The 22703-nt window shown below is 64.5% G+C and carries 23 protein-coding genes and 2 pseudogenes; 18 read left to right on the forward strand and 7 right to left on the reverse strand.

Annotation, left to right across the window (positions count from 1 at the left end; genetic code table 11):
- The first annotated feature begins 142 nt into the window (after nt 1-142).
- The 5 genes from EN874_RS23420 (at nt 143) to EN874_RS23435 (ending at nt 5629) form a co-directional block, all read left to right on the forward strand.
- Nucleotides 143-2056, forward strand: coding sequence for a DUF4396 domain-containing protein (locus EN874_RS23420; RefSeq protein ID WP_127427486.1), 1914 nt, complete (start codon nt 143-145; stop codon nt 2054-2056).
- Nucleotides 2057-2157: 101 nt separating this feature from the next.
- Nucleotides 2158-2316 (forward strand): hypothetical protein, encoded by a 159-nt coding sequence (locus EN874_RS33805; protein WP_168247565.1) that lies wholly within the window; start codon nt 2158-2160, stop codon nt 2314-2316.
- A 282-nt stretch (nt 2317-2598) separates the two neighbouring features.
- Nucleotides 2599-3666, forward strand: a complete 1068-nt coding sequence (locus tag EN874_RS23425; RefSeq protein ID WP_127427487.1) for a type III polyketide synthase — start codon at nt 2599-2601, stop codon at nt 3664-3666.
- Nucleotides 3663-4376, forward strand: coding sequence for a methyltransferase domain-containing protein (locus tag EN874_RS23430; protein ID WP_127427488.1), 714 nt, complete (start codon nt 3663-3665; stop codon nt 4374-4376). Before EN874_RS23425 ends, EN874_RS23430 begins: the two co-directional genes overlap by 4 nt.
- On the forward strand, nt 4376-5629 hold the full coding sequence (locus tag EN874_RS23435; protein WP_127427489.1) for an FAD-dependent oxidoreductase: 1254 nt from the start codon (nt 4376-4378) through the stop codon (nt 5627-5629). The genes EN874_RS23430 and EN874_RS23435 overlap by 1 nt, the downstream gene beginning before the upstream one ends.
- A 6-nt stretch (nt 5630-5635) precedes the next feature.
- On the opposite strand, the gene EN874_RS23440 is transcribed toward EN874_RS23435, so the two are convergent.
- On the reverse strand, nt 5636-6448 hold the full coding sequence (locus tag EN874_RS23440) for a methyltransferase domain-containing protein (RefSeq protein WP_127427490.1): 813 nt from the start codon (nt 6446-6448) through the stop codon (nt 5636-5638).
- Nucleotides 6449-6715: 267 nt separating this feature from the next.
- On the opposite strand from EN874_RS23440, the gene EN874_RS23445 reads away from it, so the two are divergent.
- From EN874_RS23445 to EN874_RS23455, 3 genes are all read left to right on the forward strand, one after another.
- On the forward strand, nt 6716-7195 hold the full coding sequence (locus EN874_RS23445; RefSeq protein ID WP_168247566.1) for a DUF2231 domain-containing protein: 480 nt from the start codon (nt 6716-6718) through the stop codon (nt 7193-7195).
- 303 nt (nt 7196-7498) lie between these two features.
- Nucleotides 7499-7732 carry an RNA-binding protein gene (locus tag EN874_RS33810; protein WP_189394130.1) on the forward strand — a complete coding sequence of 78 codons (234 nt, stop codon included), beginning with the start codon at nt 7499-7501 and terminating at the stop codon, nt 7730-7732.
- A gap of 568 nt (nt 7733-8300) precedes the next feature.
- Entirely contained in the window at nt 8301-9821 is a 1521-nt protein-coding gene (locus EN874_RS23455; RefSeq protein ID WP_245513636.1) for a tlde1 domain-containing protein, read from the forward strand.
- 163 nt (nt 9822-9984) lie between these two features.
- Here EN874_RS23455 and EN874_RS23460 read toward each other — a convergent pair whose 3' ends face one another.
- Entirely contained in the window at nt 9985-10740 is a 756-nt protein-coding gene (locus tag EN874_RS23460; protein WP_127427492.1) for a DUF4239 domain-containing protein, read from the reverse strand.
- A 220-nt stretch (nt 10741-10960) separates the two neighbouring features.
- Between EN874_RS23460 and EN874_RS23465 the strand changes: the two genes are divergently transcribed.
- The 4 genes from EN874_RS23465 to EN874_RS23480 all read left to right on the forward strand — a co-directional run bounded on the left by EN874_RS23465 (nt 10961) and on the right by EN874_RS23480 (nt 13859).
- Nucleotides 10961-11746 carry a ThuA domain-containing protein gene (locus tag EN874_RS23465; RefSeq protein ID WP_127427493.1) on the forward strand — a complete coding sequence of 262 codons (786 nt, stop codon included), beginning with the start codon at nt 10961-10963 and terminating at the stop codon, nt 11744-11746.
- 84 nt (nt 11747-11830) lie between these two features.
- The gene (locus EN874_RS23470; RefSeq protein ID WP_127427494.1) at nt 11831-12889 is read left to right on the forward strand and encodes a Gfo/Idh/MocA family oxidoreductase; all 1059 of its coding nucleotides are present in this window, start codon (nt 11831-11833) and stop codon (nt 12887-12889) included.
- Between the two features lie 16 nt (nt 12890-12905).
- Nucleotides 12906-13349, forward strand: coding sequence for a hypothetical protein (locus EN874_RS23475; RefSeq protein ID WP_245513637.1), 444 nt, complete (start codon nt 12906-12908; stop codon nt 13347-13349).
- A gap of 108 nt (nt 13350-13457) precedes the next feature.
- Nucleotides 13458-13859, forward strand: a complete 402-nt coding sequence (locus EN874_RS23480) for a GFA family protein (RefSeq protein ID WP_127427495.1) — start codon at nt 13458-13460, stop codon at nt 13857-13859.
- Nucleotides 13860-13910: 51 nt separating this feature from the next.
- Here EN874_RS23480 and EN874_RS23485 read toward each other — a convergent pair whose 3' ends face one another.
- Both EN874_RS23485 and EN874_RS23490 read right to left on the reverse strand, forming a co-directional pair.
- Nucleotides 13911-14633, reverse strand: coding sequence for a 3-keto-5-aminohexanoate cleavage protein (locus EN874_RS23485; RefSeq protein WP_127427496.1), 723 nt, complete (start codon nt 14631-14633; stop codon nt 13911-13913).
- 554 nt (nt 14634-15187) lie between these two features.
- Entirely contained in the window at nt 15188-15604 is a 417-nt protein-coding gene (locus EN874_RS23490) for a helix-turn-helix domain-containing protein (RefSeq protein ID WP_127427497.1), read from the reverse strand.
- 223 nt (nt 15605-15827) lie between these two features.
- On the opposite strand from EN874_RS23490, the pseudogene EN874_RS23495 reads away from it, so the two are divergent.
- Nucleotides 15828-16301, forward strand: a pseudogene (locus EN874_RS23495) (dihydrofolate reductase family protein); the annotation flags it as partial.
- A gap of 81 nt (nt 16302-16382) precedes the next feature.
- On the opposite strand, the gene EN874_RS23500 reads toward EN874_RS23495, so the two are convergent.
- Nucleotides 16383-16577 carry a hypothetical protein gene (locus EN874_RS23500; protein ID WP_127427498.1) on the reverse strand — a complete coding sequence of 65 codons (195 nt, stop codon included), beginning with the start codon at nt 16575-16577 and terminating at the stop codon, nt 16383-16385.
- 149 nt (nt 16578-16726) lie between these two features.
- Nucleotides 16727-17986 carry a cytochrome-c peroxidase gene (locus EN874_RS23505; protein WP_245513639.1) on the reverse strand — a complete coding sequence of 420 codons (1260 nt, stop codon included), beginning with the start codon at nt 17984-17986 and terminating at the stop codon, nt 16727-16729.
- Between the two features lie 205 nt (nt 17987-18191).
- On the opposite strand from EN874_RS23505, the pseudogene EN874_RS23510 reads away from it, so the two are divergent.
- The 4 genes and pseudogenes from EN874_RS23510 (at nt 18192) to EN874_RS23525 (ending at nt 21285) form a co-directional block, all read left to right on the forward strand.
- Nucleotides 18192-19723, forward strand: a pseudogene (locus EN874_RS23510) (acid phosphatase).
- A gap of 103 nt (nt 19724-19826) precedes the next feature.
- Nucleotides 19827-20276 (forward strand): hypothetical protein, encoded by a 450-nt coding sequence (locus EN874_RS23515; protein ID WP_127427500.1) that lies wholly within the window; start codon nt 19827-19829, stop codon nt 20274-20276.
- Nucleotides 20277-20332: 56 nt separating this feature from the next.
- Nucleotides 20333-20755 (forward strand): OsmC family protein, encoded by a 423-nt coding sequence (locus EN874_RS23520; RefSeq protein ID WP_127427501.1) that lies wholly within the window; start codon nt 20333-20335, stop codon nt 20753-20755.
- A gap of 5 nt (nt 20756-20760) precedes the next feature.
- On the forward strand, nt 20761-21285 hold the full coding sequence (locus EN874_RS23525; protein WP_127427502.1) for a hypothetical protein: 525 nt from the start codon (nt 20761-20763) through the stop codon (nt 21283-21285).
- Between the two features lie 85 nt (nt 21286-21370).
- Here EN874_RS23525 and EN874_RS23530 read toward each other — a convergent pair whose 3' ends face one another.
- Entirely contained in the window at nt 21371-21823 is a 453-nt protein-coding gene (locus EN874_RS23530; RefSeq protein ID WP_128261474.1) for a hypothetical protein, read from the reverse strand.
- Nucleotides 21824-21951: 128 nt separating this feature from the next.
- Here EN874_RS23530 and EN874_RS23535 point away from each other — a divergent pair, with 128 nt between their 5' ends.
- Complete coding sequence (locus EN874_RS23535) at nt 21952-22695, forward strand: 2OG-Fe(II) oxygenase (RefSeq protein ID WP_127427504.1); 744 nt, start codon at nt 21952-21954, stop codon at nt 22693-22695.
- The last annotated feature ends 8 nt before the right edge of the window (nt 22696-22703 follow it).

Below are 22703 nucleotides of genomic sequence, written 5' to 3' on the forward strand. Positions count from 1 at the left end.
GACGCTAAGGGTTCCAGTTGCTGGAAGGTCAAGCCCGATCGAAGCCTTGCGCCGGAATTTCCGGCGAATGGATCGTAGCGGCCCCGGCCGCGTTCATGCGCAGGGGATGCAACCAGCCGTTTCATCGAGCAGAGGCCGCATCATGCTCATCCAACCGATCGATTATTTCCTCGTCGCCTGGTTCGCGCTCGCCGTTGCGTCGACGCTCTATGTCGGCTTCGACCAGTACCGCAACAATCCCGAGCCGGTGGTGATGAAATGGGGCTTCATCCTTGTGACTCTCTATATGGGCCCGCTCGGCCTGCTTCTTTATGTGTTGGCCGACAAGGAGCCGCGTCCCGGCGAGCACGAGGCCTTTACCGGCCCGCTCTGGAAACAGGGCGTCGGCTCGACCATCCATTGCGTTGCCGGCGATGCCACCGGCATCATCCTTGCCGCGGTCGTCACCGCCACGCTCGGCCTGCCGATGTGGCTCGACCTCATCGTTGAATATCTTGCCGGCTTCGCCTTCGGCCTCTTCATCTTCCAGTCGCTGTTCATGAAATCGATGATGGGCGGCAGCTATTGGGAAAACGTCCGTAGGAGCTTCCAGCCCGAGTTCATCTCCATGAACTTCATGATGGCCGGCATGGCGCCGGTCATGAGTTTCCTGATGATGGGCCGCGACATGCGCGCCATGGAACCGACCGAGCTTCTGTTCTGGGGCGTGATGTCGATCGGCGTGATCGCCGGCTTCACGCTGGCCTACCCGGCCAATGTCTGGCTGGTCGCGCGCGGGCTGAAGCATGGCCTGATGACGGAGCGCGAAAAGGCGGCCAAGGCGACTGCCCAGCCTGCGAGGGGACGGCATGCGCGAATGCAAATGCAGCAGGCTGATGCCGGCGGCCATGGTCATCATCGGCAAGGCGGCGGCCCGGCCTCCGGCAACGGCGGCGCTGGCCATCACATGCGCTCGGATGCGACCACGCCGCAGATCGCCGCCCTCGGCATGGCCTCGCTGGTCGCGCTTGCCATCGGAATGATCGCGCCTGCGAACTGGCTGAACCTGACCTTGTCGGCTCGCGACGTCGGCGGGGTGATCATGCCGCAGGGCATGATCATGGACCGCGACACGCCGGCCGACGCCATGCGCGACATGGCGGCGGCCGACCCGCGCCTGGTGACCGCCTCCTACGATCTTGCGGCCAAGGGAGATCAGGAATTGCCGTTCCGCATGGAGAATGGAGTGAAGGTGTTTGAGCTCAGGCCGTCGGTGGTCCGCTGGCAGATCCTGCCGGATGTGGCGGTCGACACCTATGCCTATAACGGCCAGATTCCAGGCCCGCGCATTCATATACGCCAGGGAGACCGTGTCCGCATCGACGTCACCAACGGCTTGCCGGAGGAGACGACGGTGCACTGGCATGGCTTGATCCTGCCCAACCAGATGGACGGGCCGGCCGAGATCACCCAGGCGCCGATCGAGCCTGGACGGACCTATTCCTACGAATTCACGGTCACCCAGCACGGCACCTATTTCTATCATCCGCACGCCAAGCCCGACCGGACCCAGGCGCTCGGCCTCTACGGCGCGCTGATCGTCGATCCCGCCAATCCCGCCGACGAGGTCGCCGCCGATCATGACTATGTCATCGAGTTGCAGGAATGGCTGGTGCGGGAGGGCCTGACCTATCCCTCAATGCCTATGGACGGCGGTATGCCGAACTTCTTCACAATCAACGGCAAGGCCTATCCCTCGACCGATACGATCCGCATGAAGGTCGGCGAGACGCTGAAGGTCCGCTTCATCGGCACCAACAACGGCTTCATCCACCCGATGCACATCCATGGCGGCCCGTTCGAGGTCGTCGCTCGCGACGGCGAGACGGTTCCAGCCTCGGCTCGCTTCCTCGCTGACACGGTCAATGTCGGGCCGGGCCAGCGCTATGACGTCGTTTGGAAGGCACAGCGCCCGGGCAAGTGGCTCATCCACTGCCACATCCCGCATCACACGACCAACAACAATGTCGAGGAGAAGGGCGGAGGCGGGCTGATGGTCGTCATCGATGTCACGTGATCGCGACGGGGCGGTCCGTCGGCCTTCCGGATCCGGCGACGCGCCTTCAGAGCTTGGAACTCTTGACGCTCCCGCAGGGTTTATAGGCGAGGCGAACTGCCATGGAAGACAAACCGCCTGCCGAAAACCCGGGAAGGACCCTAGCCATCGTGCTGGCGCTCTGTCTCATCATCATCGCCTTGTTCTTCATCGGCTTCAGATATTCGGAGCGCGATCAGGGTGCCTTGATCGTGCCCGGAACGGCGCAGGGCACCAAGTGACCGGCCCGAAGTTTTTGCCCGACAGGCTGAAGCTTCCCGTCGGCTCCATGCTCTTGTGGCACGGCGCGTCTCCGCTTGCGGAAAGGACTGTAACACTTTGATTTTGCGCCTGATCGTTTGCGAAGTTTTGGCCCGGGATCATACGCCCTGGAAGAAACAGGTTTTCCGAAACGTTTATCGAACAGGCAACGCTCAACGCCTGGCATTTGACAGTAGCCCCTGTGAGCAAGGAACCCCTCCGGCAACAGCGCGCACCGCGCCCGAGGCCCAGGGAGACAGTATATGTCCGCCAACGCCTACATCAACCGGATCGCGACGGCTGTTCCGGAGCATGAAGTCCATCAGTTCTACCTGCGCTACGCCGCCTCGATGCTGGCCGACGATCGCAGGAGGATATTCGAGCGCATGGCTGGCCTCGCCGGTATCGAGCACCGCTTCTCATGCTTTGCGCCCGCCCTTGACCCCGAGGGGCCGTCAGCCGACCTCGGCGGAACCTTCAAGCGCGGCGCGTTTCCCGGAACGGCCGCCAGAATGGCGATGTTCAGCGAAGCCGCGCCTGTCCTGGCGCAAAAGGCCATCGACGGACTGGGCCTTGACGACGAAGCATCGCGCATCACCCATCTCATCGTCACCACCTGCACCGGTTTCTCCGCGCCCGGCATCGACCTCGACCTGGTTCGGCGCTGCAACCTTCCCGATAACATCGAGCGCACGATGATCGGCTTCATGGGCTGCTATGCCGCGGTCAGCGGCCTCAAGCTTGCCCGCCACATCGTCCGCTCGGATCCGCAGGCGAGGGTGCTGCTGGTCAATATCGAGGTTTGCACCCTGCACATCAGGGAGACCAGCGAGCTGGAAAAGCTCTTGTCCTTCTGCCTTTGGGGCGATGGCTGCGCGGCGAGCCTCGTCACCGCCGAGCCGCCCGGCATAGAGCTCGACTCCTTCTGTTGCACCGTTGCGGACGAGCGGCGGGACTTGATGACCTGGGACATCCGCGACCACGGCTTCGACATGTATCTTTCGGGCCAGGTGCCGGCAGCGGTCCAGGAAGCATTGCGCGGCAACCAGGACGTTATCCTCGGCGGCCGGGCGGCAGAGGCGATCGACCTTTGGGCTGTGCATCCTGGCGGCCGCACCATTCTCGACGCCGTCGAGAGGGCGCTGGACCTCGAGCCGGCCGCGCTTGAAGCGTCGCGCGAGGTGCTGCGCCGATACGGCAACATGTCGTCGCCGACTGTCATGTTCGTGATGGAAGAGATGCTGAAGAAGCCGGGCGGGCTGCTCGGCTGCGGCATGTCGTTCGGACCTGGGCTGACGGCGGAGACCATGCTGTTCAGGACCGTCTCATGAGCGCGCTCGCCCAGCGCAGCCTCATCCCGGAAATCCTCGATCGCCTCGCGGCCGACGATCAACGGGCGCTTGCCTCGCGCCGCGACCTGCGGCGCATCAATGCGCTGATGTTCCAGGCGCCGATCATGGCATCGCTCATGCGGAAATTCTTGCCGCGGCCGCCCGGCCACATCCTGGAGATCGGCGCCGGCGACGGCACCTTCATGCTGAGGGTGGCGCGACGTATGGCGAGCGACTGGCGCGAGGTGGAGCTGACCATGCTCGATCGCGTCGGTCTCGTCACGCCGAAGCTCGTTGCGGATTTCGCCGCGCTGGGATGGACGGTCGAAACCGTCACCGCCGATGTCTTCGACTGGGCGAAGCGGGCGGATGACAGATGCTTCGACGCGATCACAGTCAACCTGTTCCTGCATCATTTCGACGACGCCGGACTGCTGCTCCTGTTTTCACTTTTGCGGCGCAAGGCTCCGCTCATCCTGGCGTCGGAACCGCTGCGGGCAGGCTTCGCGCTGACCGCCGCCCGGCTTCTGCCGGCAATCGGCGTCAACGACGTCACCCGGCATGACGCGGTCCAGAGCGTGCGCGCCGGCTTTCGCGGCAGCGAGCTTTCCGACCTCTGGAGCGCCGCCGGCGGGAGACCGCTGGAGGAGCGGCGCGCCGGGCCTTTCTCCCATGTCTTCGCCGGCGCGGCGTCGGCGGCGGATGCGTGATGAGGCGGCCATCCACCCACGATGCGATCGTCATCGGTGGCGGTCCGGCGGGCGCGTCTGCGGCGCTGGCGCTCGCCCGGCGCGGATGGGCCGTCGCGATCGTGGAAAAGAGCGCGTTTCCGCGCCGCAAGGTGTGCGGCGAATACATTTCGGCAAGCAACCTCGCGCTCCTCGACAGGCTGGGGATCGGCGATTCCTGGCGCGCCGAGGCCGGTCCCGAAGTCCGCCGGGTCGGCCTGTTTTCCGGCGACACCCGCATCGAGTCGCCAATGCCGGGCGCGCGTGCCGGACCCGCGGCAAGAGACGGCTTCGGCCGCGCGCTTGGTCGCGACATATTGGATAGCTTGCTGCTCGATGCCGCCCGGTCGGCCGGCGCTGAAGTCTTCCAGCCCTGCCGCGCCGTCGCCATCGAACACTGCGGTGATCGCCAGGCGGTGCGGATCCAGGTTAAAGGCGGCAGCTCCCCCGACGAGGGGACGATCCTGCGGGCGCCGGTGATCGTCGCCGCGCACGGCTCGTGGGAACCGGGGTCGCTGCCGAGCCAGCTTGGAAAGGTCAATCGCCCCTCGGACCTGCTCGGCTTCAAGGCGCATTTCACCGGATCGTCGCTGCCGCCCGACCTGATGCCATTGCTGACATTCCCCGGCGGCTACGGCGGCATGGTGTTCGCCGACAATGGCCGCATGTCGATCTCCTGCTGCATAAGGCGCGATGTGCTGACCCGGCTGCGCGGCAGCCTCGCCCGCGCGGGCTGCGGCCATGTCACAGCGGCCGAGGCCGTCGAGCATCACATTCTGGCGACATGCCGGGGCGCGCGGGATGCCCTGGAACAGGCCCGCCGCGACGGTCCGTGGCTCGCCGCAGGGCCGATCCGGCCAGGCGTCCGCGCCGGCTACGAAGCGGACGTCTTCCGCGTCGGCAATGCCGCCGGCGAGTCGCATCCGATCATCGCCGAGGGCATTTCAATGGCGCTTCAGTCCGGCTGGCTCCTGGCGCTGGAGCTCGGCGAGGGGGCAAGCGGGCAGGGGAAGCGCGAGGCGGCCGGCAGGCGCTACGAGGCGGCCTGGCGGGGATTGTTCTCGACGCGGGTCCTTGCCGCCGAAGCCATCGCCCGGCTGGCCCTTGGCCCCGGCGGCGCTGCACTGATGGAGGCGGTCGTCCGCAATTTCCCGCGGACGTTGACGCTGGGGGCGCGGCTCAGCGGCAAGACGAAAGCCGTTCCCGGCCTCGCCGATGCACGCCTTGCTCGATAAACTGCCTCAGGCCACAGCCACTATGACATGCGCCTGAATTTTGGCCGCGACCTCGCCGCTACCGTGCCTATCCGCAATCACCGATGCGGCATAGTCCGTCGCCGCTTCCAGTTTGCCCGCGTCCCTGGCCTCGATTTCGTTGCGAAGGGGGGAGCCCTGACAATAGCCAACGGCCGGAATGCGCGGCGAGGATGCACGACTTTGTTCGGCCCGCGTCTCGATCACCACTCGGGAGAAACCTGCGTCCTCCAGCTCGCGGCGGATCAGTGCCGTATCGTGGTAGCCGTAAGGCGTGCGGGCCAGAAAGCGCGGCGGATCGTCCGGAAAAATCTGCGCAAGCGCGTTCGTTATATCGTCCGCAAAGACATTCTCCTCGATGCGGTCCCATACATTGAACAGAAAACGTCCTCCGGGCTTGAGCACGCGCTTTGCCTCACGGTAGCCAAGCGTGCGGTCTGGAAAAAACATCGCGCCGAACTGACAGCAAACGACATCGAAGGCCGCGTCCTCGAACGGCAGCGCCAGGGCATCAGCCTGGCGCCACGTGATGCGGCTGTCGGGTTCTTGCCGCGAAGCGGCGTAATCGAGCATCGGCTGGCTGAGGTCGGTTACGACATAGCTTGCGCCGGAGGGCAGTTTTGGCGCCAACGCGCGGGTGACAACGCCGGTGCCCGCGGCGATTTCCAGAACCGAGCCGGGCGAGAGCGAGGCTGCCCGTCGCGCCAGATCCGCGGCGTAGGGCTCGAAAATCAACGGCACCATATAGCGGTCGTAGTTTTCCGGAACCGAGCCCGCGAACACCTTATCCGTTTCCAACATTGCGATTACCCGCCGTTCATTCGATGGCTCGCAAGACTAGCACATAGATGTTTGTTTTGGTTCGGTTTCGACCGAGATCCGCGCAATGGCATATGGGGTTATGCCGGTCGTTGCTGTCGGGCGTTGAAGCGCCCGCACCGGCCAAGCTTGTGGAACATTCCGAAGCCACCGGAGTTCGTATGTATCCGGCTCTTTTGCCGCCAAGCCCGTGATGCGTTGTGATGTGGCCTGAGGGCGACGCTCGCCACGCCACCGGGAGGCATTACGATGGCTAACCATACGATCCCCCACAATCCGCACAGCACGGCGAGCATTGCCGGCCATCCTGTCCACGCAATGCTGATACCGTTCCCGATCGCCTTCTTCGTCGCGACCTTCGTTTGCGACCTCATCTTCTGGCGGACCGGCAATCCGGGCTGGGTCACCGCTTCGCTTTGGCTGCTGGGGGCTGGGCTGATCATGGCCGCGCTGGCCGCTCTTGCCGGCCTGACCGATATTGTGGGCGATGCTCAGATCCGCGATCTTCGGGATGTGTGGCTTCACGCCGGCGGCAATGCGGTCGTCGTCCTGATCGAGCTTTACAACTGGTACTCGCGATATGCCCACGCGGAAGCAGCCGTGGTGCCGGTCGGCGCGGTTCTGTCGCTGATCGTTGTTCTCATCCTGCTGTTCACCGGCTGGAAGGGCTGGGGAATGGTCTACCGGCATCACGTGGGGGTCGCCGACGGCCCGGACCAGATGCGCTGAATTCGCGACGCTTGCCAGCCCTTGAATCAATCCGGGAAGGGCGCAGCAATTTCGTCAGGAATTGCGTGAAAACAAATAGTTGGATTGGGTAGGCGCTTCAAAAGCTGAGCAGCTTCAGGGCGCCCCGTGGGCCTGGGGACCTTGGGTAGTGTCTCGGTTTGAAAACCCCATCTACGACTACGAAGGAATCGCTACGCCGCCTCGAAGGGTGTAGGATGCTTTGTCGTCCGCACCCGGCCGAGGCACACGGACGCTTGAAACAGCAGATCGCGCTTTCGCCCATCCAAGGGAGAGGGAAGCGTTATGGCTTTCACCAAACACAGCGGCATATTTGGCCCAGGCGAGCTTGAGCTTCTCCAGAAGGTATTTGACCAACTGTGCAACGAGCGCCGTCTGGCCCTTAAGGACGGCGACCAAAGAAAACAGCTTGCCTGCGACGTCATCCAAGCGTTCCAAAGCGGCTTCACCGCCGAAGTGGAGTTGTGGCAGTCGCTTTCGAAGCGCCGCGCGGCCAGGGTGCGAAGCGACCTGGCTTGATAGCCCTGTCCTTGATTTTCGGCACGCGGCGCAGCCGTCCTTCCCGCCACGGGGCTGCGCGTCGCATTCCGCTCGCGAAGAACTGCCGCACCTCGCCACGCCAGGCTCTTCCTGCCGCTTTTTTACCTCAATCCGTCCTTAGCTGGCGATCGTCCGAGAGGGCAAAACCTTCGCGTTTGCTTGACTCAGCCCGCAAAAACGGGCAGCAAAAGCGGGCGAGGGAGAGCATTTTTACCGTGGCGAAGACCATGGAGGGCTCTTTTTTCGTATGGACCGTCGCCACAATGGCGATTGGTGGAGGGATTGGTTAACCATCTTTGTCCATCTTTTGAATCAATCGGCAACAGACGCGTGAAGGTGCAGGGGGCACCAGGCGAACTGTGATCGTGACGGGTGCCAGGTCCGCAAAACCGGCATGCCGATTGAGAGTGGTCGTATGGCGTTTTTGCGTTTGAAGAACCGGGGTGACACTCCTGAAGAGGGGGTAACTTCGAAGAAATCTGGTGGTCATCGTTGGGTTGTGGTGCCCGCTGTCGGCGCCGCGCTCGCCCTATGGTCGGTGGCTACCGTGGCAGGGCTCTATTCGGTAAGCACCTCGCTCACCGCTGCCTCCAACGGATTGCCGCAGAGCCTGGTCGCGCCGCGCAACATCGCGCTCGCCGGCCAGCGCCGCCACCTTGCCAATGCCTGGGCGCCGCGCCTTACCGCGGCCGGCGGCTACAAGACGGGCTCGCTCACCGGCGACTGCGATGCCGACTGTGTCGGTCTCGCCACCAGCTTCGCGCCCTCCGCTGTAACCCATGACGGCAAGGCGGCGCGCCTGAAGCCGGCGACGCCGGATAGCGTCGCTTTTGAAAAGATCAGCGTTGCGCGTGAGAAGGTCGTTCTGGAGGCTTCCGCCGCGGATGTCGCCGACCGTTTCGACACCGTGGTCAAGCGCGCCGGGCTTTCGCCGCAGAAACTCGCCGATGCCTTCCATCGCGCGGAGAACGCGCCCTTCCTGCTTGCGAGCCTGCCGGCGGCGAGCCGCTTCGGCGGCGCCGCCCAGACCGATTCGAGCGGTCCGGCCGAGGCACGTTTCGGCTCAAGCCAGGTCGATGTCAAGCGTGCGTCCGAGCTGGCGCTTGCCCTAGCCAACGTCATGCCCGAAGAGACGGTCGACGTGCCGACCGCCGTCGCGCTCGCCAACAGCGATGCGCCCGATCTTTCGGCGGGTGCTCCCGACGGTGGACAGGCCGCAGTGCAGGTCGCCTCGCTGCCGCCGCAGGATGGCTTGCCCGATAGCATCGCCGTTCCCGGCTTGAGGCCGCGGGCCACGCTCGAGCGCGCGACCGAGGCGCCCGAACAGAATGCCGAGCGCAAGCCGGAACCGGCCAAGTCGCAGGCAAGCCAGGCCGCCAGACCCCAGCCAGCCAGGCCGGAACCTGCCAAGCCGCAGCCGGCCGCCGTCGATACCGCGGAAGGCCAGCAGTCGCCGCGCTCGCTGAGGTTCTCCGACCAGGCGCTTCCGGGTGTGCAGGGCTCGAAGCCTCTCGTGCCGGACTCTAAGCCCGCCAAGCGCGGCAAGGCGCAGTCCTCCGAGATGCTCGCCTATGCCAAGCCGGACACGCCTGAGCGCGGCGGCCTCGGCAGGGCTTTCGGGAGCCTGTTCAATTCGCCTTCGACGGGCAATGGCGTCGCCGTCTACGACATCTCGGCGGCGACCGTCTACATGCCCGACGGCTCGAAGCTCGAGGCGCATTCGGGGTATGGCTCGATGGTCGACCAGCCGCGCTTCGTCAACCGCAAGAATGTCGGTCCGACGCCGCCCGACACCTACAATCTGTCGATGCGTGAATCGCGCTTCCACGGCGTCGAGGCGATCCGGCTGACGCCGACCAGCGGCAACAACAAATATAACCGCAACGGCCTGCTCGCGCACACCTATATGCTGCGCGGCGGCCGCGCCGAATCCAACGGCTGCGTCGTCTTCAAGGACTATCACCGCTTCCTTGCCGCCTACAAGAAAGGCAAGATCAAGCGCCTCGTCGTGGTGCCCCGCCTGACCAGGTCGCCCACCCAGGTCGCCCAGGAAGGCCGCCAGGGCTGATCGTCGCCACTTTGCCGGCAGCAGCCTTGTTGCCGGTAGCCTGCGTTCGATCTCTGGCGGTTTACGGTCTTTCGCTGCCATCGGCGCGGAGGTGCCGCGCCGACGGTGCGGCGGTGGCTGCTAAGCTGCTGGTCGAGGTCCTGGGCCAGTCCGGCCGGTGACGTCACTGCGTCAGTTCCGCCAGCGCCCTTTGCAGCGGCGCCGGCGAGACCTGGATCGGGCCTGAGAAGGGCGAGTCCATATCGATGATCAGGTAGATCGCCGCCGCCACCAGTGCCCCGGAAATCAGGCACGTAAAGACGATGGTGGCATTGCGCGGCGCCCGAAAGCCGAAGCTGGCGAAGATCAGCGTCAGCCAGGCCACGAGCAGGGCGATTAGCGGCGCGGGAATGGCGCCCTCGGACTGCTCGGCCAGTATCCAGCGTTGTTCGATCACCTTCTGCAGTTGCTGAGTGGCGGCCTGCTGCACGGCAGTCTGCTTGGCATCCGTCGGTGTCAATCCGGCCAGGATGTCGCCGATTTGATTGAGCAGCAGTTCCGACAGCCTGTTCGGGACGACGGTTGTGTCGCTGTCGGCAGTCGAGGTGTCGACCACGCGCTGGACATAGGCGGTGAGCGATTGCCGGGCGCTATCCGCCTCCGGTCCGTAGTGCCGGAGCGTTCGGTCAAGCATGATGAGATCGGTGGCGAAGGTGTGCACGTTGCCGTCGATAGCCTCGAACGTGTTCTTGGCCGAGTTGATCATCAGGCCGAGGACCAGCGAGGACATCACCACGAAGAGGTTCGCGGCAAGCCGCACCACGGCGCTGGTATCGTCCTGGAGATGGTGGGTGGGGAAGCGCGCATGGACCACCAGGCTGACCAGCGAGGCCCCGGCCAGACAAGCAAAGATCGCTGCTCCTGCAAGCACTTCGCCCATGGCTGATATTGCGCACGGGAAGGGGCGCTTGCCAATCGGGTGCGCGGCGGTTGAATCAAATTGGTAACATAAAGGCGTATGCTGTTGTTGGAAAAGGGCACTTGTGACCTGTGCTTCGCGCGAAGCGGAGCGGCAGGCGAAAACTGCTTCCAATAGCGGCCGAAGACGCTATCTATGGCGCGGGGCGGCTCCATCCTCACAATCATTCACGAGGCTATCCATGACAATACGCGCTGTCGTCTGGGGCGAGAACATCCATGAGCGGACAAACGAGGTGGTGGCCGGCATCTATCCGGAAGGGATGCACACGACCATCGCCAACGCGCTCAACGCCGACAAGGCGATCTCCGCCTCGACGGCGACGCTGGAGCAGCCGGAGCACAGCCTGCCGGAGGCGCGCCTCGCCGAGACCGACGTGCTCGTCTGGTGGGGCCATAAGGACCACGGCGCGGTGGCCGACGAGGTGGTCGAGCGCGTCGCTCGCCGGGTGTGGGAAGGCATGGGGCTGATCGTGCTCCATTCCGGCCATTTCTCGAAGATTTTCAAGCGGCTGATGGGCACGCCCTGCACGCTGAAATGGCGTGAGGCCGGCGAGCGCGAGCGGCTCTGGGTCACCAGCCCCAGCCACCCGATCGCCGAAGGCATCGGCGAATATTTCGAGCTTGAGAACGAGGAGATGTATGGCGAGCAGTTCGCCGTGCCGGAGCCGCTGGAGACGGTGTTCATCTCCTGGTTCCAGGGCGGCGAGGTGTTCCGCTCGGGGCTGACCTACCGGCGCGGCGCCGGCAATGTCTTCTACTTCCGCCCCGGACACGAAACCTATCCGACCTATCACGACGCCACCGTGCACAAGGTGCTTCGCAACGCGGTGAGGTGGGCGCATAGCCCGCAAGGGGCAAAGCCCGCCATCCTCAACGCGCCGAACGTGCCGGTCGAGAAGGCGCTGGAGCCGATCGTAGAGCGCGGCGGCAAGCTGCACGCGGCCGGCGAGGGCGGCTTCCGCTAAAGCATTCGGGAATTGCGCGAAGACAGCGCTTAGGCCACATTGGGCATGTAATTGAATCGAACCAATCCGCTCGGAGGAGCAAGAATGCGACTTTTGATACTCGGTACCGGCTGGATGGCGCAGGAGCACGCCCGCCGCTTCAGTGCCATCGAGGGCGTCGACATCGTCGGCGCCGTCGATGTCGATCCGGCGCGCGTCGGCGAGTATGCCGACGCCTATAATATTCCGAAGCGTTTCACCTCGCTGGAAGCGGCGCTCGACTGGGGCGATTTCGACGCGGTCGCCAATGTCACGCCCGACCGCATCCACCATCCCACCACCATGGCGCTGATTGCCGCCGGCAAGCCGGTGCTTTGCGAAAAGCCGCTGGCCGAGAATTTCGGCAAGGCGAGCGAGATGGCCGATGCGGCGGAAGCCGCCGGTGTCGTCAACATGGTGAACCTCACCTATCGCAATGTGGCGCCGCTGCAGAAGGCGCGCCAGATGGTGCAGCACGGCGAGATCGGCACGGTGCGCCATGTCGAGGCGTCCTATCTGCAGAGCTGGCTGGTGTCGAAATTCTGGGGCGACTGGCGCAGCGACCCGAAATGGCTGTGGCGGCTGTCGCGCGGCCACGGCTCGAACGGCGTGCTTGGCGACGTCGGCATCCACATCCTCGATTTCGCGAGCTATGGCGCTGCCCTCGACATCGACCATGTCTTCTGCCGGCTGCGCGCCTTTGACAAGGCGCCGGGAAACCGCATCGGCGACTATCAGCTCGACGCCAATGACAGCTTCGCCATGACGCTCGACTTCGCCAACGGCGCCTTCGGCGTGGTGCATGCCAGCCGCTGGGCGACCGGCCATCTCAACGAGCTTCGCCTGCGCATCTATGGCGACAAGGGCGGCATCGAGGTGGTGCATAATCTCGAAGGGTCGACGCTCAAGGCCTGCGTTGGCGTCGACGTCGAGAACGCCAAGTGGGAAACGCTCGACGCCGGCACGGTGCCGACCAATTACCAGCGCTTCGTCGATGCCGTCGGCAGCGGCGTGCAGACCGAGCCGAACTTCCGCCACGCCGCGGGCCTGCAGAAGGTGCTGGATCTGGCGGTGGTGTCGGACGAGAAGCGCGCCGAACTGAGGGCCAACGCGGACACGCAGTGAGGGTGGAGCGCTAATCTTGCCGCTTGCGGGGGAGATTGGCTGTCATCACGCGCAAATCTTTCAATCATTTCTTGAAGCCGCCGTCGAACTGCTTGGCGCCGACCGCATCGACCACGGCGTGCGGGCGATCGAGGAGCCGGCTTTGGGCGAGTTGCTTGCACAGAGGCGGATTCCGCTTGGCGTCTGCCCGATCTCCAACATCGCGCTCGGCGTCTATCCGTCGCTTGCCGAACATCCGATCGATGCGCTTCGCAAGGCCGGCGTCCCGGTCTCGATCAACACCGACGATCCGACGCTGCTCGACACGACGCTCGAAGCGTCTTACGCCGCCTGCGCGGAGACCCTCGCCTGGAACGGCGAAACAATCCGCCAGCTCGCCGCGACATCGGTGAATGCGAGCTATGCCGACACTGCGGTGAAGGCGCGGATCCTGGCGGATCTGGCGGTGTGGCGGGCCTGACAAGGGCTGCCGCAAACGGCGCGAAGCGTCCTTCCGCTGTGTTGCCAAACTGCATAAGCTCTCATGCCGCTGTCCTGACGAGGATCGAGGAGCTGGAAGGAGCCGCTTATGGTGACCCGTCGCGCCCAATGTTCCTGCGGTCAGCTGTCGGCCACTTGCGTGGGTAAGCCGGTGCGTATCTCGGTGTGCCATTGCCCCGACTGCAAGCGGCGTACCGGCAGCGCCTTCAGCTACAATGTCCGGTTTGCCGAAGGCGACGTTTCGATCGAGGGACGGTCAGCGCAATTCACGCGCGTCGGCGAGCAGGGTGGCCGCGTCATTTACAGCTTCTGTCCGGACTGCGGCAGCAATGTCCACTATCGCATCGACACGCAGCCCGGCCTGACCGCCATTCCGGTGGGCGCATTCGCCGATCCGTCGTTCCCGCCGCCCTTCCAGTCCTTCTATCATGACAGCCGGCGCTGCGAGTGGGTCGAGATAAGCGCCGAGCCTTTGGCGAAATTCGGCTGACTTCCAGCTTGGGTTTCTCTTCCCCCACTTCGTGGGGCGAGGAACATCTCGTCACGGTTTGCGACAAATCCCCACCGCCGCCTTCACCAGCGCCGCATTCCCTTCGGCCACGCTGCCGTCCGGCAATTCCTTCCCGTCCTCCAGCCCGACACGGGTGGAGAATTTCCGCAGCGCCGCCCGTTGGACGAAGGGCCACACCGTCGCATTCTCGCCATGCAGCAGGATGGAACGTCGTATGCCTTCGCGCTGCAGCACCTTTTCGACGCCGTTGGCGATGGCAAAAGCCTCGTCCAGCGTCTGCTCGGAAATCTCGATCAGCACGCGCAGCACCCGCCCGCCATGGTCGAGGCCGGCGAGCCTGAGCGCGTCGCCGATCGATGCCAGCCCCGCCTCGATGCCGACGCCGCGGCCGCGCAGGGCCTCCATTACTTCGGGCGCCGCCGCCTCGCTGAGGTTGACCGAGGCGTAGTCGGGCAGTTCATGCCAGCCGGCGATGGCGGCAAGCGTGCGCCTGTCGTCCTTCTCGATCCAGGCGCCGGTGGAGACGCCGATCAGCGTGCCCGGGCAGGCCCGGCGCAGCGCCGCCACCGTCCGGTCCATCGCCTCGGGCGCCAGGCTTTCCTGCCGGTCGGCGCCGCGCGCATGGACATGCAGTTCGGCAGCGCCCGCCGCGATCGAGGCCGCGCCGTCGCGCGCCATGGCATCCGGGTCGAGCGCAAGCGCCGGATGGAAATCGGCGGGACGCGCGCCGTTGATGCAAGCCTGGACGATCATGACGATGGCGATCCTGTTGCGGGGCCGAGTCTAGCGCAGAGTGGGCGAAGCGGAAACGGCCGATGGTGAGCTTGCAGACAGGGGCACCTTGTCGCCGTGATCTCGGCAAGCGCCGCGACCCTTCGCGCCTAGCTGTAGAGCGCGAACCTTGCAGGGCTGTCTGCGACCTCAACGTACCCGCCGCGCCATAACAATCCCGATCGACCACGCTCACCGCTTGCGGCGTCTTTTCCAGCGGCTGGTCGGATTTGCCGGCGCTGGCGTCTTTCCTGGCCTTGTAGCCGTCGAAGTCGGAAGTGCTGTCGCCGGCCTCGCCCTCGACCTGGATCGGGGCCAGCACGTCCTGTTTGTCCTGCGCCAGCGCATGCGGTGCATGCAGGAAAGTCATTGCCAGCAAACCCCGCCAGAACGCGCCGCTTCGTCATCACCCTGATCCCCATCTCCAAGCTGCGGGCAGCGCCATTCAAGATGAGTAAAAGAGTCAACTTTTAATTTGTCAGGCAAGACGGAGGCTTGCGATCAAGGGCGGAGATCAGCAGATCGTAAGGCTGGCGCTACCCCAGATGCTCCGCCCGCAGCTTCTCCTTCATCCGCTTGATTGCCGGATCGCCGCCGGCTGCGAGCCTATCGGCAATCCGGGCGAGGTCATCGTCGGCCTTGCGATATCTGCTGCCCCACGCGCCGACTGTCGCCAGCACCGGCAACAGGTCGATGCCGGCCTCCGTCAGCCGGTAGATCGCCTTCAGCCCATGGCTCGGGTCGTCGCTGCGGGTGAGGATGCCTTCGTCCTGCAGCGTCTGCAGCCGCTCGGCGAGCGTGCGTGACGAGATGCCCTCGTCCGACTGCAGGAATTCGCGAAAATGCTTTTTCCCGGCGAAGGCCAGGTCGCGGATGATGAGCAGCGTCCAGCGGTCGCCGATGACTTCGAGCGAGAGGCTGATCGGACAGCCGGACCGTTCCCTGGTCGACATGGATATGGTTCCATTTTTAAATCACTTTACAATTGACATCACTAGTCTCGCAAGTCAATACTTCCAAAAGTAAACCGTTTACCGGAAGGAGGACCGCGCGATGAAAAAGCTCATCCTGCAGATGCAGATGTCGGTCGACGGCTTCGTCGGCGCGGATGAGGATCGTCGCTGGCAGCTTTGGGAATGGGGCGATGAGAGCGACTAGGACGACGAGCTCAAGGAGGACTTCAACGCCGTGTTCGAAACCGTCGACACCATCCTCTTGAGCCGCAAGATGGCCGAGGAGGGCTATCTCAACCACTGGAGCAATGCGGCGCGGAAATATCCGAAGGACCGTTTCTATGCGTTCGCCCAGCGCATCGTCGAAGCCGAGAAGGTGGTGCCGAGCGACAGGCTGAAGGTCTCGCGGTGGGAGCGCACGCGGATCGTCAGCGGTGACTTGCCGCGCGAGGTCAACGCGCTGAAGGCGGGCGAGGGCGGCAACATCGCCGTCTTCGGCGGCGCCGGCTTCGCCTCGGCGCTGATTGCAGCCGGCCTGGTCGAGGAGTTCCAGCTCTTCATCAACCCGGCGGTGCTGGGTGGCGGCCGCCGCATCTTTGACCAGGGCGGCTTCGCCAGGCTGAAGCTCATCGGCTCGAAAGCCTATGCCTCCGGCATGGTGGTGAGCCGCTACGCGCCGGCCGCGCGAGGGACCTGAATCAGTCCGGCAGCGCGCCGTCTCAACCGCTTGTTCGCTTGCGATTTTCCTGGAGGAAAGGGGTACTGTCCGCGGCCCGCGTTACCGGCCCTGAAGAGACCCCAGCGCGTCGATTTCCCGGCATCCCGCCTCGTCGTTGGCCGCGGCCGCGAGCCGCAGCGCTTCATGCGACGTCAGGCCGATGAGCACGCGGCCGCCGAATTCGGCGGGCTCCTCAATGGCCGTATCAAACACCGTCCAGCGGTCGGTCGGGTCCTGTAAAGCGACGAATCTCATCCGAGACTCCATCCATGAAGAGCCTCTAATATAGAAGGCGTTTCATGCCGATCCTGTGATCTGGCCCACACATCTCCGATTACGTCGATTCGGTGCCGAACGACAAATCCGCACCCTGCGCTCGGGCAGCACCGGAGGCCTCGCCGCCGTCACTGCCCCGCCTGGTCGGCGTCGGTCAACGTGCTGAGGAAAGCGACGATGTCGTCGATCTCGGCATCGGTGAGCGCCGGCTTGTCGCCTAGCGTCCTGCCGTTGAAGGGCGGGTCGGTATTGAGGTTTCCCCAGTAAGCCTTTGGCAGGTCGTCGAATTTGTTCACCGTGCCGTCGGCGTTCTTTGGATACCAGCGGCCGGAATCGGTGTCGCGGCTGGCGTAGAAGGCCACCGCCTCGCGCAGCGTGTGGAAGCGGCCATTGTGGAAGAAGCTTTTGCGCTGCGCGACGTTGCGCAGCGTCGGCGTCTTGAACAGGCCGCAATATTCGGAACGGCCTTTGAAGTCGGTGCGTAGCGGACCGCATAGGCCGAGGTCGAAATAGGCGGGATCGGCATTGGCCGGGATCGCCGGGTTGCGCGGCACTGCGATGGCGATCAGGCCGTAATCGGTGAATTGCGGCGGCTCGCCGTCATTGGCGGGCTCGCTCAGATGGCAGCTTGCGCAATTGCCCTTGGCCTCGTCCTCGAACAGCGCGCGGCCGTGCAGCTCCTGTGCGGTCAAGCTCGCCTTGCCGGCGAGAAAGGCGTCATAGCGGCTGGAATAGGGATAGAAATCGACGCTGCTCTGCTCGAAGGTGCCGAGCGCCTCGACCGCGGCGTCGAAGGCATCTTGCGGATGGTCGAACACATCGGCGCCGAACGCCGCCTTGAAGGCGTCGGCATAAGGGACCTTGCGCAGCGCCGCGACCACGGCCCCTTCGTCCTTGTTCGCCATCTCGAAGGGCGAGAGCAACGGAATCCTCGCCTGGTCTTTGCCGTGGTCGGCGCGGCCGTCCCAGGTCAGCCCGCCGGTCGGGCCGTTGTCGACGCTCTCGTCGCCTTCGTCCTCGGAATCATAGAAATGCTCGGCGAAGGCGGGCGCCGCCTGCAGGTAGCGCAGCGACGGCACGGCGCGCAGGCCGGGCTGATCGAGCTTCGGGCCGCCCCGTTCGACTGGCGCGGCCGAGGCCGGGCCGAAGGCATGGTTGGGATCGTGGCAGGACGAGCAGGCCTGTTTGCCCGAGGCCGACAGCGAGGGATCGAAAAACATCTGCCGCCCGAGCGCCGTGAGCGCCTCGGCGCGCGCGAAAGCTTCGGCGCGTGATAGCGGGCCTGGATGGACGCCCCCAGGTCCCGCCGTATTCGCTGGCGCGGCGAAGCCGAATATCGATGCCGCTATGACGGCGATCGCCCGGCCTTTCCATCGTCCCATTGTCATCGGTGCCATCCTGAGTTCTGCCGGGAAGTAAGGTCGCAGTGCAAAGGAATGATGACCGGTCTTCGTGCTCACGAAACCGTGTATCGCAAGGGCTGGAAATGTCACAAAGGTGATAAGGCATCGAAGTAGCTGGGTCCATGCCAGTCCCTTGTTCCGACACATGCGTTGCTCCTCCAGCCATTCCTCAGCCACGAGGCATTTTCCAATGATCCGGTCCCTTCTCTCCCTTTGCCTCGCCTCGACGGCGCTGGCATCGCTCACTGCTGCTGCCCATGCCGCTCCCCCCGGCTACGACAAGATCGACACCGTCGTCGTCATCTTCGCCGAGAACCGCAGCTTCGATAATCTCTATGGCGGCTTTCCCGGCGCCAATGGCCTGGCGAACGTCTCGGCCGAGCAGGCGCGCCAGCTCGACCGCGACGGCAAGCCGCTGGCCGAGCTGCCGCCCGCCTGGGGCGGCCTGACCGGCAAGGGCGTCACCCCCGCGGTGACGGAGGCTCAGACCGCGCATCTCGCCAATGCCAGCTTCGCCATCGACGATCCCAAGGGTTTCAACGAGAATATGGGCGTCATCACCCGCGACCTCTGGCACCGCTTCTACCAGGAGCAGATGCAGATCGACGGTGGCCGGAACGACAAGTTCGTCGCCTGGGCCGATTCCGGCTCACTCGTCATGGGCCACTATGACGGATCTGGCCTGCCGATGTGGGCGGTGGGCAAGAAATACGTGCTTGCCGACAATTTCTTCCAGGGCGCCTTCGGCGGCTCCTTCCTCAACCACTTCATGCTCGCCTGCGCCTGCGTGCCGGTCTATCCCCATGCCGACACCAGCCCGGTCAAGGCCCAGATCGCCGTCGTCGAGCCCGACGGCGTGACGCTGAAGCTGGCCGACAATTCGCCGCACTCCGCGCTCGGCGGCGCGCCGAAATTCGTCAATGACGGCGCCATCACGCCCGACTTCCACGCCGTCAACACCATGCAGCCGCCGTACCAGCCGAGCGCCAACAAGCCGGCCGAGGGCGGCGACAAGGCGCTCGCCGATCCGGCGGCACCGACCACGCTGCCGCCGCAGAGCGAGATCACTATCGGAGATCTCCTGTCGCTGAAGGGTGTTTCCTGGGCCTGGTATTCCGGCGCCTGGCAGGCGGCGCTCGACGGCAAGAACGCCACCCCGGTGCCGAACTTCCAGTTCCACCACCAGCCGTTCAACTATTTCGCCGCCTATGCGCCCGGCACCGCCGCGCGCGCAGAGCATCTCAAGGATGGCGGCCTCGGTGGCACCGAGTTCATCAAGGCGATCGACGACGGCAAGCTGCCGGCCGTGACCTTCTACAAGCCGCAGGGCAACCTCAACGAGCATGGCGGCTATACCGACGTCGCCAGTGGCGACCAGCATCTGGCCGACGTCGTTGCGCATCTGGAGAAGAGCCCGCAATGGCAGCACATGCTGGTCGTCGTCACCTATGACGAGAATGGCGGCTTCTGGGATCATGTCGCGCCGCCCAGGGCCGACCGCTGGGGCCCGGGCAACCCGTCCCGGCCTTCATCGTCTCGCCCTATGCCAGGATGGGCACGGTCGACCATACGCAATACGACACGACCTCGATCCTGCGCTTCATCACCGCCCGCTACGACCTGCCGGTGCTGCAAGGCATCGTCGCCCGCGACAAGGCGCTGGCCGCCAACGGCGAGCCGCCGATGGGGGATCTGACGGCGGCGCTTGATTTGACGAAGTAGTCGTCGAAGCCTTTCTTGCGAAAGGCCCGCTCCGTCGGGCTTTTTTCGTTGGCGCGCCGCAAGGGTACTTGCTAGGATCGGTCTTCCTGCCACACAAGGTGCCATGTCCGACAATTACCTGCACATGGTTCCTGACGATCCGTACTGGCAGCCCGATAAGACGGCGGCGGAAGAGGCTGCCAACTTGGTGCGCAGACTGTTCCCCCAAGCTGAGCATGTCGGAATCGAATACAAGGAAGCGGTCACTTTCTTCGATGCAGGCGCGAATACGGAAAGCGTCCACTGCGCCTTCTGCGGGAGCGACCTGGAGGATTGGTGGGGCGATGCCATGGATCAGGCAGCCGCTTCGGATTTTAACAACCTCACGATCGTGACGCCTTGTTGCAGCAAATCCACGTCGCTCAACGACCTCCGCTATGTATGGCCCGCCGCGTTCGGCACGTGCTCGCTTACAGTCGTCAATCCTGGCGCGACCACCCTCGGTGCTGATCAGTCGCGAAAGATTGAGCAGGCGATTGGCTCGCCGCTCAAGATGATCTGGCAGCATCTCTGAGCCAGCCGAGGGCCGGGTAGATCAACCGAGCGGCTGAGCAGGACCAAGGAAACACAATGGCAGAGCTGAAGATCAGAACCCGCAACACTGGCGCGCTTGCCGTCCTGCCGCCGGGCGGCCTGCCGGCGGTCACGACGCCGACCGGCGGCACAGTCGACGTCGTCACCCAGGTCAGCGCGCCGGGCTTCAATCCGCTCGATCTGCTCTACGCCTCGCTGGCCGCCTGCATGGTGCTTAGCGCCCGCATCGCCGCCACTCGCCTCGGTGTCGCCGACCGGCTCGGCGGGGTGAGGGCGGATGTGAGCGGTGAGAAGGCGAAGGACGAGCCCTCGCGAGTCGAGACATTCACCGTCAGATTGGAGATCACCGGCGACCTCGACGTTGCGACCAAGCGGCAAATCCTCGCCGACGCTGAGGACATCTGCACCGTTTCCAACACGCTGCGCGGCGCGCCGGCACTGCACGCGACGCTGGGGTGAAGCCGATGGCGCATCTTTCCCCGATCGACTACGCGACCGCCCCGGACGACATCCGCGCCGAGCATGACCGCGAACTTAAGCTGCGCGGCCGCATGACCAACATGAAGCGCATCCTGCTGAATTCGCCGGCCGCGCATCGCATCTACGCCGAATGGTTCACTCTGCGCGATCTCCTCAAGCCCACGCTCGACGACCGCGCGATCTGGCTGTTCTCGAAGGCGATCGCCGAGACGATGCGCGCCGAAATCCCGGTGACCTTCTTCCGCCGGGCGCTGATCGAGAACGGCCTTGATCCCGAAGGGATAGCGCTGACCGCCGACGAGGTGCTGCTGATCGAGTTCGGCAAGACGGTCGCAGCCGACGCCAATGCCGTCCCGCACGAGACCTGGGCCGCGCTCAAGGCACGCTATGACGAGACGCTGCTGGTCAATCTCACCGCCTTCGCCGGCATCATGGTGGCGACCTGCGTGTTCACCAATGCGGTGAAGGTGGACCTCGACCCGGAGCTGGAGAGGTATCGGCGGCGCTGAAGCTGCTGATTTCCCCCCTTGCGGGGGAGATGCCCGGCAGGGCAGAGGGGGGTGCTGTCCCGCCGACGTGCCTAATCATGGTATGTCACGGCCGCTCGGCTTCGACACATTTCTTGTAGGTGCGGACGTCGAAATGCGCCGTCGAACCGAAATCAGCCCAGAATTGGATGCCGGCCGCGATCGATGCAAGATCGGGCGGCAGCGAACTGAGCCCGGCTGGCCGCTCCGGCTTCGCTACCAGTTCATAGGCATGAATTTCTGCTCTTGCTACCCTATGAATATCCGTCCAGTCGAACACGTAGAAGCCTCGCTCGGCTAGCGCGATGTAGCTGCTGGCGTCCTTAACGGGGACCAGCAGATTGGCCTTCGATACGATCGGGACCTCGTCGATCCGAGCTTCGATGGAAGTCGCCTCCGAAAAATCCGTGGCGAAGACCTCGACTGGAATTGGGGCGCTGCCCGCTGTGATGAACGCGCCCAACCGGCCATCGCGGTCCGAGGCAATCCACGCGTAGTCGATGCCGAATGGATAGTCCATCCCACTGCTCTCATTTGGTGCTGGCCGCTCCAAAGGAGCATGCGCCGCTCGTGCTGGCAACCTCAGCATGAATCGGGTGGCTCCAACGTCTCCTCCGCCCCACTTTGAAGTCATCAAGGAGCCAACCCATGACCATCCATTCCCTCAACACCAAACGCGCCAGCCGCTCCGCCGAATCCCGCGTCGCCGCGCAAGACTGGCGCAGCATCGTCTCCGACCTCAACGCCCATGGCTGCGCCGTCATGCCCGGCCTGCTGTCGGCGGACGAATGCGCCGATATCGCCGGTCTCTATCCGCATGAGGAGCATTTCCGCAGCCATGTGATCATGGCGCGCCATGGTTTCGGCAAAGGCGAATACCGTTACTTCAACTACCCGCTGCCGGACCTGATCGAGGACTTGCGCTCAGCCCTCTATCCGCGTCTTGCCACGGTCGCCAATGACTGGAACGAGAAGATGGGTGTGGCGCTTCGCTATCCCGCCGACCACGCCGCCTTCCTGAAGCGCTGCCATGACGAGGGCCAGACGAAGCCGACGCCGTTGCTCTTGCAATACGGCCCCGGCGATTTCAACTGCCTGCACCAGGATCTTTACGGTGCGCTCGCCTTTCCGCTGCAGGTGGCGATCCTGCTGTCGGAGCCGGGCGAGGATTTTTCCGGCGGCGAATTCGTGCTGACCGAACAGCGCCCGCGCATGCAGAGCCGCGCCGAGGCGGTGCCGCTGAGAAGAGGCGATGCGGTGATCTTCGCCGTCCACAATCGGCCGGTGGAGGGCTCGCGGGGCTACTACCGCGTAAACCTGCGCCATGGGGTCAGCAGGTTGCGCTCGGGCCAGCGTCACACGGTGGGGATCATCTTCCACGACGCGAAGTAAGGTTAGGG

Origin of the sequence: Mesorhizobium sp. M1D.F.Ca.ET.231.01.1.1, from assembly GCF_003999155.2 — a bacterium.
Classification (GTDB): domain Bacteria; phylum Pseudomonadota; class Alphaproteobacteria; order Rhizobiales; family Rhizobiaceae; genus Mesorhizobium.

What these genes read in the sequence shown, in the direction of transcription:
- EN874_RS23420 (WP_127427486.1), top strand. Translation starts at nt 143, where the DNA reads ATGCTCATCCAACCGATCGATTATTTCCTCGTCGCCTGGTTCGCGCTC.
- EN874_RS33805 (WP_168247565.1), top strand. Translation starts at nt 2,158, where the DNA reads ATGGAAGACAAACCGCCTGCCGAAAACCCGGGAAGGACCCTAGCCATC.
- EN874_RS23425 (WP_127427487.1), top strand. Translation starts at nt 2,599, where the DNA reads ATGTCCGCCAACGCCTACATCAACCGGATCGCGACGGCTGTTCCGGAG.
- EN874_RS23430 (WP_127427488.1), top strand. Translation starts at nt 3,663, where the DNA reads ATGAGCGCGCTCGCCCAGCGCAGCCTCATCCCGGAAATCCTCGATCGC.
- EN874_RS23435 (WP_127427489.1), top strand. Translation starts at nt 4,376, where the DNA reads ATGAGGCGGCCATCCACCCACGATGCGATCGTCATCGGTGGCGGTCCG.
- EN874_RS23440 (WP_127427490.1), bottom strand. Translation starts at nt 6,448, where the DNA reads ATGTTGGAAACGGATAAGGTGTTCGCGGGCTCGGTTCCGGAAAACTAC.
- EN874_RS23445 (WP_168247566.1), top strand. Translation starts at nt 6,716, where the DNA reads ATGGCTAACCATACGATCCCCCACAATCCGCACAGCACGGCGAGCATT.
- EN874_RS33810 (WP_189394130.1), top strand. Translation starts at nt 7,499, where the DNA reads ATGGCTTTCACCAAACACAGCGGCATATTTGGCCCAGGCGAGCTTGAG.
- EN874_RS23460 (WP_127427492.1), bottom strand. Translation starts at nt 10,740, where the DNA reads ATGGGCGAAGTGCTTGCAGGAGCAGCGATCTTTGCTTGTCTGGCCGGG.
- EN874_RS23465 (WP_127427493.1), top strand. Translation starts at nt 10,961, where the DNA reads ATGACAATACGCGCTGTCGTCTGGGGCGAGAACATCCATGAGCGGACA.
- EN874_RS23470 (WP_127427494.1), top strand. Translation starts at nt 11,831, where the DNA reads ATGCGACTTTTGATACTCGGTACCGGCTGGATGGCGCAGGAGCACGCC.
- EN874_RS23480 (WP_127427495.1), top strand. Translation starts at nt 13,458, where the DNA reads ATGGTGACCCGTCGCGCCCAATGTTCCTGCGGTCAGCTGTCGGCCACT.
- EN874_RS23485 (WP_127427496.1), bottom strand. Translation starts at nt 14,633, where the DNA reads ATGATCGTCCAGGCTTGCATCAACGGCGCGCGTCCCGCCGATTTCCAT.
- EN874_RS23490 (WP_127427497.1), bottom strand. Translation starts at nt 15,604, where the DNA reads ATGTCGACCAGGGAACGGTCCGGCTGTCCGATCAGCCTCTCGCTCGAA.
- EN874_RS23500 (WP_127427498.1), bottom strand. Translation starts at nt 16,577, where the DNA reads ATGAGATTCGTCGCTTTACAGGACCCGACCGACCGCTGGACGGTGTTT.
- EN874_RS23505 (WP_245513639.1), bottom strand. Translation starts at nt 17,986, where the DNA reads ATGACAATGGGACGATGGAAAGGCCGGGCGATCGCCGTCATAGCGGCA.
- EN874_RS23515 (WP_127427500.1), top strand. Translation starts at nt 19,827, where the DNA reads ATGTCCGACAATTACCTGCACATGGTTCCTGACGATCCGTACTGGCAG.
- EN874_RS23520 (WP_127427501.1), top strand. Translation starts at nt 20,333, where the DNA reads ATGGCAGAGCTGAAGATCAGAACCCGCAACACTGGCGCGCTTGCCGTC.
- EN874_RS23525 (WP_127427502.1), top strand. Translation starts at nt 20,761, where the DNA reads ATGGCGCATCTTTCCCCGATCGACTACGCGACCGCCCCGGACGACATC.
- EN874_RS23530 (WP_128261474.1), bottom strand. Translation starts at nt 21,823, where the DNA reads ATGGACTATCCATTCGGCATCGACTACGCGTGGATTGCCTCGGACCGC.
- EN874_RS23535 (WP_127427504.1), top strand. Translation starts at nt 21,952, where the DNA reads ATGACCATCCATTCCCTCAACACCAAACGCGCCAGCCGCTCCGCCGAA.